This window comes from Paenibacillus sp. FSL F4-0100, assembly GCF_037993005.1.
Taxonomy (GTDB): Bacteria; Bacillota; Bacilli; order Paenibacillales; family Paenibacillaceae; genus Paenibacillus_AQ.
In genome coordinates this window covers 7,353,966-7,367,552 of record NZ_CP150303.1, presented here as the reverse complement: position 1 = coordinate 7,367,552, position 13,587 = coordinate 7,353,966, and the positions used below count along the sequence as shown (strand labels likewise).

Below are 13,587 nucleotides of genomic sequence, written 5' to 3'. Positions count from 1 at the left end.
CTGGCATAGGCCTATTTAAAATAATCGGGATGCTTCTCTTTCAGCACGGCCAGATTGGAGATGATCAGGCTCAGATGCGCCTGCATTTCTCGTTCGGCATGATCGGCGTCATGGCGTGCAATCGCCTCCGCGATCTCCCGATGCTGCTCGTACAGGTTGGTCCAATTCGGATCGGCGGACAGCCATAACATCCGGCTCCGGTTTAGATGAGCGTTCATCTGCTGCAGCACGTTCCATGTGCCGACCTTACGGCAGCCTTCGAACAAAATACGGTGAAAGGCCTCATCCAGCTCAAACATGTGCTTACCGTCATGCTTCTCGATGCTCTCGCTTTGCTCGGACAGATTTTGCTCCAGCTCGGCGAGTTTATCCTCGGGAAAGCTTTCGCAGGCAAGCCGGACCACGGCTTTCTCCAGCTGTTCGCGCATGAAACGCGCTTCCTCGACCAGCTCCGAATCGATGAGCGAAACACGTGTGCCGCGCTGGGGAAGCACAACCACAAGGTCCTCCTGGGCCAAACGGACAAAGCTTTCCCGAACTGGCGTCCGGCTGACCTCGAACGAAAGGGAAACCTCCTTCTCGGATAGAGCCGTTCCCGGCGGCAGCTCTAGACTGACAATCTGCTGTTTAAGCCGGGAGTACACGATATTTCCGGCCGATCCTGGCTGTAATCGCAAAGATTCTACCACTGCATCACCTCCTAATGTATTCCATACTACCATACTTGTATGGTAGTATGGAACTGAAAATCGAAATAAGAATCGGAGGGGAATCACATGAGCCGTTTGGATACGGAAAATCTGCTGCTGAACAGCAACAGCGCAAAGAAACTTTTTTATGATTATGCGGAAGGGATGCCGATATTCGATTACCACAATCATTTAAACCCGAAGGATATCGCCATCAACCGCCAGTTCGATAACCTGACGGAGCTATGGCTGGAGGGGGACCATTACAAATGGAGGGCGATGCGCTGGCTCGGCGTCGACGAAGAGTTGATTACAGGCAGCGCCAGTCCTGAAGCGAAGTTCATGGCCTGGGCGGAATGCGTTCCGCGATTGGTCGGCAATCCGCTTTATCACTGGACCCATCTGGAGTTGACCCGCTATTTCGGAATTCAAGAGCGTTTGACCGCGGAGAATGCCAAGGAGATCTGGGGAGCTTGCAATGAGCAGTTGAAGGCTCCTGCCTTGCGGGCAGGCGGAATTCTGGAAAAGTTCAAGGTCAAAGTGGCCTGCACGACAGATGATCCCGTCGATTCGTTGGAGTTTCATCGCGCCATTCGCAATCATGGGGAGCTGTCCACCGTCGTTGCCCCTGCATTCCGTCCGGATCGGGTCCTGGATCTCACGCACCCCGACTTCACTTCTTATGTTGAGACTATAGGAACGACGGCCAGTTTAGCTGTGGATACTTATCAAGGGTTGCTGGATGCACTGCAAGAACGGATTCAATATTTCCACGATCATGGCTGCCGCCTGTCGGATCACGGCTTCGGCGCGTTTCCTTGCGAACAAGTCGATGAACAAGAGGTTGCGGACATTTACAGCAAAGCGATTAGTGGGGGCAGCATCACACCGCTTGAGGAACGGAAATATCGCACCTACACCCTGCTCAAGCTTGGGGAAATGTATCACGCCAAGGGCTGGACCATGCAGCTGCACATTGGGGCGATTCGGAACAATAATGCGCGCATGTTCGCGAAGATCGGCAAGGACAGCGGGTATGACTCGATTCTTGATTTCCATCTGGCGGAAAGCCTGAACGGATTTCTGAGCAGGCTCGATAGGAACGATCAGCTGCCGAAAACCATTGTGTACAGCCTATATTCTTCTCATTACGAAATGATTGCCACCACGATCGGGAATTTCCAGTCGGCTGGCGTTGAGGGCAAGCTTCAGCTTGGTTCCGCTTGGTGGTTCCACGATCAGAAGGAAGGGATGCTGAAGCAGCTCACCGCGTTGTCTTCCATGGGGCTGATCAGCACCTTTGTGGGCATGCTGACCGATTCCAGGAGCTTTATGTCGTTCCCGAGGCATGAATATTTCCGCAGAGTGCTGTGCCGCCTGTTCGGGGACTGGATCAGGGAAGGGGAATTGCCCGCCGATTATGAATATATCGGTGCCATTATCCAGGATATTTGCTACCGCAATGCTGAGCGCTATTTTCAAATCCATTGACAATTCCGTGCGGAGCATGAACAATGGACTTACTATATGAAAGCGTTTGCTGTTAGTCGGATAGAAGATATGTAACAGGAAGATGTGCATGAACAGGTGAGGGGGGACATACCGTGCAATGGAACCGGGCGATATTGGTGGATGACGAGGTGTTTACGCGCAAAGGGCTTCTGAAGCTGATTGATTGGGAAGCCTGCGGCTTCCAAATTGTGGATGAGGCGGACAACGGGGAAGATGCGCTGGAACTGATTGAACGGCTACAGCCGGATGTGGTCATCACCGATATCCGCATGCCGGTGCTGGATGGACTCGAGCTGATCAGGCATGTCGTCATGAAGGACATCGTGAAGCCGTATTTCATTATTGTAAGCGGATACGATGATTTCAACTATGCACAGCAGGCTGTCCGCTATGGCGTGCATGATTTCATTCTGAAACCGATTGACGAGACGGAGTTCAGCCATGCGCTGGTTCGGCTCAGCGAACGGCTGGAGTTAGACCGCGAGGCCCGCATGAGAGAAGAGAGGCTGATGTCCGGAGCCTTGATGGAATCACTCATTATAGGGGAAGCCGATGAGGCGCTGCTGCAGGAATGGGAGCAACGCCTTGAGCTCCAGCCGGAGGGTCATCTGTTCTACGTCTTTGTCGAGCGGAATGACCACCCGCTGGCTTCGAGGGCGAACGACAATGACGGTGGCAGAGCAGAATTCAAGGACAGGGTGGAAGCGACTCTCCTAGCGATCTCGAGTGGAGAACAGCCCTTTTACCTGCATGAGCACCGCAGTCGAATCGGCATCATCGTCCCGGGCAGCATCCTGCACTCGTTCCAAGGGTGTCAGCGGGGATTTGCCAGACGCATTCAGCAATCGCTTGCCGACTCGGACGACGAACGAGTCTTTGTTTACTTCGGTCAACCGGTTATGCAACTGTCCCACATTCAGAAGGCTTACGAAACAGCCAAAGAATCACTCCTGTACAAGTACATTTATGATGAGAGTGGCATTGTGATCCATGAGGAGGCCTCCCAGCATACCCTTCACTACATCGGGCTGGAAGAGGGGCTTTACCAGCAGCTTCTGGAGCAGATCGAGGAGCTGCACTTCGAGAAGCTGGAAGTGACGATTCGTTTGCTGTTCGAATCCTTCCGGGAGAAGCTGTACGCTCCCGAAGCGGTGAAGACGGCAATCAACCAATGCGTGCTAGGCGTGGTCCGGGTGCTTAGCAGTATGGATGGGGATCAGAATCAAATATCCAGCCTAGAACCGATGACCGAGTGGCATGACCGTAACCTGTCGCTTCAGGGGCTGATGCGGCTGTTTACGGATTTTGCGATTGAGAGCGCAAACTATATTGCTCGTCTTCGCAAGGAGCAGCACAAGGGCGGAATTCAGAAGATTAAGGCGTATATCGAAACCCATTATCATGAGAATATCAGCCTGAAGGGCATCGCAGGGAAGTTCTATATGAACCCTGTTTATCTGGGACAGCTCTTCAAAAAAGCATATGGCATGTACTTTAATGATTTCCTGCTGCAGCTGCGCGTGAACGAAGCGAAGCGATTGCTGCGCCAGACGGATCTGCGCATCTATGAGGTGGCGGAACGGGTCGGCTTCGGCAACCCGGACTATTTCGTTACGCAATTCGAGAAGTTGGAGCGAATGACGCCAAGCGAGTACCGGAGCCGCTTGATGAAGGAGGCTGCGTCCGAAGGGACGGATCGATGAAACCAAGCCTCAATAACGTCCGTCTGCGGGACAAGATGCTGCTAATGTATTTCCTGGCCGTATTTTTGCCCATCCTGGTCACCAATCTCATCTTCTACAACGTGACATCCGGCAGCGTGAGGGAGCAGCGGATCCAGGATATAACGGTGGCGCTTGAGCAGATGAAGAATGAGTTCCGTCGTGAAGTCGAGGACGCGCTGGAGATATCCTCCGTCTTCTACACGGACATTCAATTGAACGAGATCGTGGAGACGGTATACGATCATCCGGCTGATTATATCGAGGCCTATGATACCTATCTCCGCCGCATTTTGAATTCAGGCAGTGCTGTGTACAATTCGGTGAGCGAGATTACGGTTTATGTGGATAATCCAACCTTGCTGTATTCCGGGGGCATTAATTATATCGATGACCAGGTGAAGGAAGAAGCTTGGTACAAGGCGATCGCGGGCAAGAACGTAACCCAGCCGATCGTGATGCGTACGGGCAAGAACGGTCAATTGGACAGCTTCAGCATCATCCGGAGCATGAATTATTTTAGCTCCCAGGATGACCATGCCAAGTATCTCAAGATCGATATGCGGATGCCCTCGATCCGGCAGATCATGAGCAATCTGAATGTACAGGGCAAAGTGTACCTGCTGAGCAGCGCCGGAAATATTGAATACACCACGGATCCGCAAGTCGATGTCATACAGGGTTCCGTACCGTACAGCGGCATCGTGCATGGCGACAACTTTCTGGAGTTTCATACCGATACGTTCACGACCAACAATCTGAACTCTTGGACGATCATGGCCGTGACGCCGGAGGATGTGGTGCTGCGCGACGTGCATCAGTCCTTGCGGTTCGTCATTGTGCTGACCTGCCTGAATTTTCTGCTCCCGACCCTCGTGATTGTCTGGATTAGCCGTTCTCTGAACGTACGTCTGGTACGGATACTCAAGCATATGAAGAAGGTCAAGAACCAGCATTACGACACGATCCAAGAGGCTGAGGCACGTGACGAGATCGGTCAGCTGACGGGTGAATTCAACCGGATGACCCTGCAGCTCAAGAGCTTGATTAACGACGTGTATGTGGCGGATATCCAGAAGAAGAATTTGGAGCTGCAGCGGCGGCACGCGCAATTGAACGCCCTTCAGAGCCAGATTAATCCGCACTTTCTCTTTAACGCCCTGGAGACCATCCGCATGCGCAGCCTGATGAAGGATGAGGATGAGACGGCAAAAATCATTCATAATATGGCCAAGATCTTCCGCAATTCTTTAGTTTGGAAAAAAGACATGGTGACGCTCAAGGAAGAAGTTGAGTTTATCCATTGTTTCCTTGAGATCCAGAAATACCGGTTTGGCGACAAAATCGATTATTCGGTACATGCGCCAGCCGAAGAGGGACACCTGCAAATACCGAAGATGGCCATCGTTACTTTTGTGGAGAATGCCAGCATTCATGGCATTGAGCCGCTCAAGCACGGGGGGCGCATTGAGGTTCATATTGCACGCGAGGGACAAACTCTTATCTGCAACATTCAGGATAACGGGGCGGGCATGTCCGCAGAGCAAGTAGAACGCATCTATCGCTACCTGGATACGGAGGACGAGATGGGCGAGCGGATCGGCATTCAGAACGTGATCTACCGGCTGAAGCTGTACTACGGAAGCCGGTTCCAGTTTGAAATCGACAGCTCGCTTGGACAAGGTACCCGGGTAAGACTGTCTATCCCCATCGAAACATAACGTCGGCAAATCCTGCTTGGCACTCCGGTTCGGAGTGACTATAAGCAGGATTTGTTCGTTAATCGGCAGGGGTGCAGTTGAGAAGGCTACCGATCTGCCATTTTTCACGACAAAAGATACGGTTCTATAGTTTTCTAAGTATCACCTAAAGATTGACGGGTGAAAATCGCTCCAGAGCTCTCTTATAATGAAAGTGCTTACAAATAAACGAGACCGAAAGGGGTAGGTCAAGAGCATGAACAAGAAATTTTGGCTGAGCTGTCTGACCGTGGTTATGATGGTATCGCTTCTGGCAGCTTGCGGCGGCGGTAAAGAGGCAGCGGATGACACACCGGCAGCCGGCGGCGAAGGCGAGAAGAAAGAAGAGAAGGTCACCTTCACCTACTTTAACTCAGCAGCAGGTAAAGACAAAAATACGAACGAGACCACCATCGGTAAAATTTTTGAGGACCAAACCGGCGTGAATTTTAAAATGGAACATCTGGTAGGGGACGAGAACACCAAGGTGGGAACCTTCATTGCCAGTAACGATTATCCCGATGTGATTGTACCGGGGAGCTCGATCGACAAGCTGGTCGGGGCTGGCGCCTTCATTCCGCTCAATGACCTGATCGATAAGTACGGCCCCAACATCAAGCGCGTGTACGAGCCGTATTACAACCTCATGAAGGCCGAGGACGGCAACATTTACTTCCTGCCGCTAAGCGCGGTTGTAGGCGAGTACACGTCGGCTCCCAATATCGAGCAAGGAGCATTCTGGATTCAACGCCGCGTCCTGAAGGAAGCGGGTTATCCGAAGATCAAGACGTTCGACGAGTACCTGGGCCTGATTCGCGACTACGTGAAGAAACATCCGGAGGAAGGCTTGACCGGATATCTGGCACTGACGACGCAGGATAAATTTTTTGCCTTGACCAATGCCCCAATGCACTTGGCCGGCTATCCGAACGATGGCGGGATCATCATTGACATGGAAACCCATGTAGCGAACGATTACGCGGACGATGACATTACGAAGCGTTACCTGCAGGAGCTGAACAAGCTGAATGCGGAAGGCCTGTTCGATAAATCCTCTTTCGTGGACAACTATGATCAATACCTTGCCAAACTGACTTCCGGTAAGGTTCTCGGCTTCTTCGACTATAGATGGCAGGTAGGCCAAGCGATGAACAACCTGCGCGAAACAGCCAATAAATCGGGTGACGACGATCTCGAATATATGGCGTTGCCGATTGTATACGATGAGAATACCAAGGATCAATATCTGGATCCACCATCCTTTGTTAACAACCGCGGTGTAGGGATCTCCGTCAGCGCGAAGGATCCCGAGCGCATTGTGAAGTATTTCAACAACCTGCTTACGGACGAGAACCAGATTCTGTCGAACTGGGGCATTAAGGACGAGACGTATTCCGTCGATGAGAATGGACGCTTCTACCGTACGGAAGAGCAGATTGTACAGACCAATACGGAAGCCTTCCGCGAGTCGTTCGGCTTCAAGTACTTTGAATACAACTGGCCTCGTTACGGCAACGGTTCTACGCTTCCTGACGGTAATTCCGTGGGTGCAGGACGCCAGCCTGAGGTTGCCAAAATGTCCTACTCCGAACCGGACAAGAAATTGCTGGAAGCATACGACATCGATTCCTTCTCGCAATTGTTTGCCGCACCGGACGACCGTCCATGGTACCCGGCTTGGAGCATTCCGATTGACCAGGGCTCACCGGCCCAAATCTTCACGCAGAAGAAAAGCGATTTACAGCGTAAATACTTCCCGAAACTGGTTCTTGCAAACCCTGCCCAGTTTGACGGCATCTGGAATGAATACGTGGGCGAGTTCAGCAAGCTGGATGTGAAGGGATACGAGGATCTGATCACCGAGGAAGTAGCTAAGAAAATCGCAAATGTCCAGGGACAATAATAGATGAAGGAGAGGTGATCAGGGGCGGACCACACAAAATGGTTGTATCCGTCCCTCCTCTTCTATAACAGCAAAATTGATAGGCTGGATAGGAAGGAGAAGAAACCGTGGATAATGCGAACCCGATTGGACCTGCAGAGACGAGGGCGTTGCGCGAAACGCCGGCGGTATCGAAAGGTTTCTTCAATAAACAACGGAAAAACGATACTGAATTAAACAATAAACCGCCAACAGGCGAAAAAGGCTTTTTCCAGAAGCTGCTGCAACAGAAGGCGCTGGTCTTCATGTCGATTCCTTTTTTGATATGGTTGTTTGTCTTTAAGTACATGCCTTTATGGGGCTGGACAATCGCGTTTCAGGATTTTAAACCGGCCAAGAAGATTTTCGATCAGCAATGGGTAGGCTTGCAGCATTTTACCTTCCTGTTTCAGGACGAACACTTCCTCAGGGTCATGCGCAACACGCTTGCCATGAGTTTTATCAACCTCGTCTTAGGTTTTGTGACGGCAATTGTGTTAGCGATTCTGCTCAATGAGCTGCGTAATTTGATGTTCAAACGAGTCGTGCAGACGATCAGTTATTTGCCCCATTTCATCTCTTGGGTTGTGGCTGCGAGCATTATTTCGACGGCCCTGTCCGCAGACGGCGGGATTATCAATGAACTCCTCATGTGGTTCGGGATGATTAAGGAACCGATCCTATGGCTTGGGGAAGGGGAATATTTCTGGGGAATACTCGGTGTTTCGGAAGTATGGAAGAATGTCGGCTGGAACACCATTATATATTTGGCTGCCATGACGATGATCGATCCCTCGCAGTACGAGGCGGCGGAAATCGATGGCGCCGGACGCTTTCAACGGATCTGGAACATCACCTTGCCGGGTCTGAAACCAGTATTCATCATCCTGTTGATTATGAATATCGGCAACCTGCTCGAATCCGGTTTTGAACCGCAATATTTGCTTGGCAATGGCATGAACGTGGATTATTCCGAGAACCTGGATATTTTCGTGCTGAAATACGGTATTCAGATGGGCAACTTCTCGCTCTCGATTGCAGCCGGTATGTTCAAGACGGTCGTCAGCTTCATACTCTTGTTCACGGCCAACCATATCGCGAAGAGACTGGGCGAAGATCGATTGTTCTAAGCGAAAGCTTGCGAGGACCGTTCTCTATCAGAAAACGTACAGGAGGATTCATATGGCGAAGATGTCAGATTCACCACGAGCTCATGCCCGGTTCAAGTCTCCTGCGGACCGGTTATTCGATACCTTTAACATGGTGTTTATGATCTGTCTCATGATTATCACGTTATACCCGTTCATCAATACGCTCGCGGTATCCTTCAACAATGCGACGGATTCGGTGAAAGGCGGCATTTATTTATGGCCGCGGGATTTCACGTGGGAAAATTATAAATATGTATTTAACGAAGCAACGATATTTCACGCTACCTTCATCTCGGTTCTGCGTACGGTGATCGGAACGATTACCTCGGTATTCTGCTGTGCCATGGTCGCCTATACGATCAGCCGTCCGGAATATGTGCTGCGTAAATTCGTATCGATTGCTTTCATCTTAACGATGTATTTCAGCGGCGGTTTGATTCCGAACTTCCTGCTGATTCGCGAATTGGGCATGCTGGGCACCTTCTCGGTGTACATCATTCCAGGCCTGATCGGCGTGTTTAACGTGATCGTCATCCGTTCCTTTATTGAAGGACTACCAGAAGGAATTCTGGAATCGGCCCGGATCGACGGCGCCGGCGAATTCACGACTTTCATGAAAATCGTGCTTCCGCTATGCGTGCCCGTGCTTGCTACGGTATCGCTGTTTACGGCGGTATCCCAGTGGAATTCCTGGTTTGACGTATTCTTGTACAACTCTTCATACAGTGAGCTTAGCACCCTGCAGTATGAACTGATGAAAATACTCCAGAATTCGAACTCATCGCTGAATTCGGGCAACGATTACGCAAGCCAGTTTGCAAGCTCCGAGAGCGGTGCGAATCAGGTTACGCCGACCTCCATTCGGGCAACGATGACCATTGTGGCCAGCGTGCCGATCATTCTGGTGTATCCGTTCCTGCAAAAATACTTCGTACAAGGGATGACTCTGGGCGGCGTGAAAGGCTGAGCTCCGGGAGCCGCTAATTTAAAGTACATCGTGCGAACTACTCCCTGTGCGCACGGTGCGTGGTCCGGGGCATGAATGGATGGCTGTCGACCAACCGATGCCTGTGGCATCACGATCATAACCATCAATCTTGCTATTATCTATAATTCAAGGAGGGACTGGATGTGTCCAACACGCAGCGAAATGAACCGAGGCTTAAGGAATGGTTCGCGAATGACTTTCTCATTGGAGCGGCCGTGAGCCCGCGGACGATCGAAACGCAAGAGGAATTGCTATCCTATCATTTCAACAGCATCACAGCGGAAAATGAAATGAAGTTTGTCAGCGTGCATCCGGCGGAGGATAGATATACGTTCAAGGATGCGGACCAGCTCGTCATCTTCGCCCGCAAGCATGGGATGAAGATGCGCGGCCATACGCTGGTGTGGCATAACCAAACAACCGACTGGCTGTTCGTAGACAAAAACGGGGACTTGGTGGATAAAGCCACGCTTTTTGAACGGTTGAAATCGCATACCGATACGGTCGTAAAGCGGTACAAGGATGATATTTACGCCTGGGACGTCGTCAACGAGGTAATTGCCGATGAAGGCGTCGAGCTGCTTCGTCCATCCAAGTGGTTGGACATTGCCGGTCCGGAGTTTATCTCCAAGGCATTTGAGTATGCTCATGAAGCCGACTCGTCCGCGCTGTTATTCTATAACGATTACAATGAGTCCCATCCGAACAAGCGGGACAAAATCCATACACTGATCAAGTCGCTGCTGGATCAAGGAACGCCGATCCATGGCATAGGATTGCAGGCACACTGGAATCTGTACGATCCGGGTCTTGACGATATCCGCGCCGCGATCGAGAAGTATGCATCGCTCGGCCTGCAGCTTCAGCTCACGGAGCTCGATGTGTCGATGTTCCGGTTTGACGACAAGCGGAAGGATCTGACCGAAGCGCCAGAAGAGCTTCTGGAGGCTCAAGCCAAGCGGTACGAGGCAATGTTCGGCATTCTGAAGGAGTACAGGGAACATATTACGTCCGTCACCTTCTGGGGCGCAGCCGACGATTATACTTGGCTGGACGATTTCCCGGTACAGGGACGGAAGAATTGGCCTTTCCTGTTCGATGAGCGGCATCAGCCGAAACCGGCGTTTCACCGGTTGGTGGAGCATACGATTAAGGTGTAAGGATACTAGGGCTTAAGCTATCATTTTATATAACAATAGCGATAATACAGGCGGCTGAAGACGCCATCAGTTTGTCATGATGCCGGTCCTTGTGGCCGGCGTCTGCATGTTCGAGCTTAAGGAAGCAGGCGTTGAAAACGGTGAGATGCTGGAGAGAAACGTTGACCTTGGACAAAAAGGGGGAGTTTACATTGAACAGCACTTTATATAAAGCGTGGCTGCAGTATGCGCCCATCAAGGACCGGGAGCTTGCCTCCGGATACAGCAGGCTGCTCGGCACGATTGTAGCGGACCTGCAGCAGTCGCGGGTTGTGAACGCTGCCATTGAGGAACTGAAGCGTGCGTGCCAATCCATGCTGGGGATTGTACCGGTCATCACGGTCGAGGCCCCGGCTTCATCTTATCTCGAGGTACGCATTCTTGCGGCAGCTGAAGCAGACATGGGAGAAATCGATGGGGTCGGCTCAGGCGGGGACAGATCAGGTCGAGATAGGGGCCGGATGGCAGCCCAGCTAGGCGCAGAAGGTTTTCAGCTGGAGCATTCAATCCAAGGGCAGCAGGAGAAGTTGGTATTGATCGGTGGATCCGGTAAAGGCGTATTATATGGGATGTTTCATTTATTGAGATTGCTGGCCTCTGACCAACCGTTAACTGGACTGAACGTAACCGAGCAGCCAGCGAACGGACTGCGGATGATCAATCAATGGGATAATGCCGACGGCTCGGTGGAACGCGGGTACTCGGGCAACTCGATTTTTTACGAAAACGGACGGTTTGCCGAAAATCTGGATCGCGTGAGAGATTACGCTCGTCTGTTGGCTTCCGTGGGTATGAATGCCATCTCCATTAATAACGTCAATGTGCACGAGATCGAGACGAAATTCATTACCGCGGAATATTTGCCGACGATTACGAAGATCGCGGATATCTTCCGGGAATATGGGATTACATTGTACTTGAGCATTAACTTTGCGGCTCCGCTGCATATCGGCGGCGTATCGACCTCCGATCCGCTGAACGAAGAGGTTCAGCAGTGGTGGAAGGACACGGCGAATGAGATTTACGATCATATTCCGGACTTTGGCGGCTTCCTGGTGAAGGCGGATTCGGAGCATCGCCCCGGCCCGTTTGCCTATGGCAGGGACCATGCCGATGGCGCCAATATGCTGGCTGAAGCCTTGGAGCCGCATGGCGGGCTCGTCATCTGGCGCTGCTTCGTCTACAACTGCATGCAGGATTGGCGCGACCGCAGCACAGACCGCGCACGGGCGGCCTATGATCATTTTACCCCGCTGGACGGCAGGTTTAAGGACAATGTGCTGCTGCAGATTAAGAACGGGCCCATGGACTTTCAAGTGCGGGAACCGGTATCGCCGCTGTTTGGCAGCTTGAAAGAGACCAGTCAAGTGCTCGAGTTCCAGGCCGCCCAGGAATATACCGGACAGCAGCGTCACGTATGCTATCTGGTGCCGCAATGGAAAGAGGTGCTGGATTTCGATACCTATGCGAATGGGGCGGGGTCCGAGGTGAAGAAGATCGTGAATGGTTCCCTGCACGGCATGAAATACAGCGGAATCGCTGCCGTTTCCAACATTGGAAATGATGAGAACTGGACGGGTCACACCTTGGCACAGGCGAATCTGTATGGCTTTGGACGTCTGGTCTGGGATCCGGAATTGTCCTCCGAGGAGATCGCGGAAGAATGGACGAGGTTAACCTTCGGTAATGACGACATGGTGGTCAACACGGTATGCGACATGCTTATGCAATCGTGGCCGATCTATGAAAGCTACACCTCTCCGCTCGGGGTGGGCTGGATGATTACGCGGCATACGCATTACGGTCCGGATGTGGACGGCTATGAATATTCAAGGTGGGGTACGTACCATTTCGCGGATCGGGACGGAATGGGCGTCGACCGCACGGTGGCGTCGGGCACAGGCTATACCGCACAGTACTTCGAACCGAATAGGGCTCGATATGATTCGCTGACGGATTGCCCTGACGAGCTGCTGCTGTTCTTCCATCATGTGCCGTATTCCCATGTGTTGAAATCCGGTAAATCGGTGATTCAGCATATCTATGATGCGCATTTTGACGGGGCGCAAGCAGCGGCTGGATTGCTTGAGGCATGGACCTCGCTGGAAGGAATGGTCGATCCGGAGCGTTTCGCTCAGGTGACGGACCGGCTGATTGATCAAGCCGAGCATGCGAAGCATTGGCGGGATGTAATCAACACATATTTCTTCCGTAAATCCGGCGTGCCGGATGAGCAGGGGCGGACGATTTATTAAGATCATTTATAACTGGACGTGGAAATTAGGGTGCCCCATCAGATGTTGGATCTGGTGGGGCATCTTTTTTTATGGCTGGATACTTTTCGAATGCCGAACCTTCTATGAGTATGTATTTTTACTACGGCATGAATCGTGCGGATGCTGAAGAAGTGCTTGGCACGGGCCAAGAGCATGTGCTGAAATAGGAATGGAAATTGGCGAGATCAAGGAACGATATGGGGAGTTATATGCGCCGTCACAGCCCGATGACATCCTGTTTTACTTCTATAACTATAAAAAAGGAAAGTTCCTTGAGAAAAATTCGCCCGAAACAGAAAAAGAGGCGCGGAATATTTTTATTTTTTCATCCATGTTTCATGAGGGGTATGCGGACACCCTGTTGTTTATGGATAGTTATTACGCATCCCTC

The 13,587-nt window shown here is 51.5% G+C and carries 9 protein-coding genes; 8 read left to right on the top strand and 1 reads right to left on the bottom strand.

Going from position 1 to position 13,587, the window contains the following annotated elements; all coding sequences use genetic code 11:
- Window positions 1–11 precede the first annotated feature (11 nt).
- A complete protein-coding gene (locus tag MHH48_RS33435; protein WP_076323806.1) occupies window positions 12–689 on the bottom strand; it encodes a GntR family transcriptional regulator in 678 nt (225 codons plus the stop codon).
- Window positions 690–776: 87 nt separating this feature from the next.
- On the opposite strand from MHH48_RS33435, the gene uxaC reads away from it, so the two are divergent.
- The 8 genes from uxaC (at window position 777) to MHH48_RS33395 (ending at window position 13,175) form a co-directional block, all read left to right on the top strand.
- A complete protein-coding gene (gene uxaC, locus MHH48_RS33430; protein WP_076323807.1) occupies window positions 777–2,180 on the top strand; it encodes a glucuronate isomerase in 1,404 nt (467 codons plus the stop codon).
- A 113-nt stretch (window positions 2,181–2,293) separates the two neighbouring features.
- Window positions 2,294–3,904, top strand: a complete 1,611-nt coding sequence (locus tag MHH48_RS33425; protein ID WP_076323808.1) for a response regulator transcription factor — start codon at window positions 2,294–2,296, stop codon at window positions 3,902–3,904.
- Window positions 3,901–5,643 carry a sensor histidine kinase gene (locus MHH48_RS33420; protein WP_076323809.1) on the top strand — a complete coding sequence of 581 codons (1,743 nt, stop codon included), beginning with the start codon at window positions 3,901–3,903 and terminating at the stop codon, window positions 5,641–5,643. The genes MHH48_RS33425 and MHH48_RS33420 overlap by 4 nt, the downstream gene beginning before the upstream one ends.
- A gap of 235 nt (window positions 5,644–5,878) precedes the next feature.
- Complete coding sequence (locus MHH48_RS33415) at window positions 5,879–7,564, top strand: ABC transporter substrate-binding protein (protein ID WP_076323810.1); 1,686 nt, start codon at window positions 5,879–5,881, stop codon at window positions 7,562–7,564.
- Window positions 7,565–7,848: 284 nt separating this feature from the next.
- Window positions 7,849–8,712 (top strand): ABC transporter permease subunit, encoded by an 864-nt coding sequence (locus MHH48_RS33410; protein ID WP_256720668.1) that lies wholly within the window; start codon window positions 7,849–7,851, stop codon window positions 8,710–8,712.
- Between the two features lie 52 nt (window positions 8,713–8,764).
- A complete protein-coding gene (locus tag MHH48_RS33405; RefSeq protein ID WP_076323812.1) occupies window positions 8,765–9,700 on the top strand; it encodes a carbohydrate ABC transporter permease in 936 nt (311 codons plus the stop codon).
- Window positions 9,701–9,864: 164 nt separating this feature from the next.
- Window positions 9,865–10,881, top strand: coding sequence for an endo-1,4-beta-xylanase (locus MHH48_RS33400; RefSeq protein ID WP_076323813.1), 1,017 nt, complete (start codon window positions 9,865–9,867; stop codon window positions 10,879–10,881).
- A gap of 191 nt (window positions 10,882–11,072) precedes the next feature.
- Window positions 11,073–13,175, top strand: coding sequence for an alpha-glucuronidase family glycosyl hydrolase (locus MHH48_RS33395; RefSeq protein ID WP_076323814.1), 2,103 nt, complete (start codon window positions 11,073–11,075; stop codon window positions 13,173–13,175).
- Window positions 13,176–13,587: the final 412 nt, after the last annotated feature.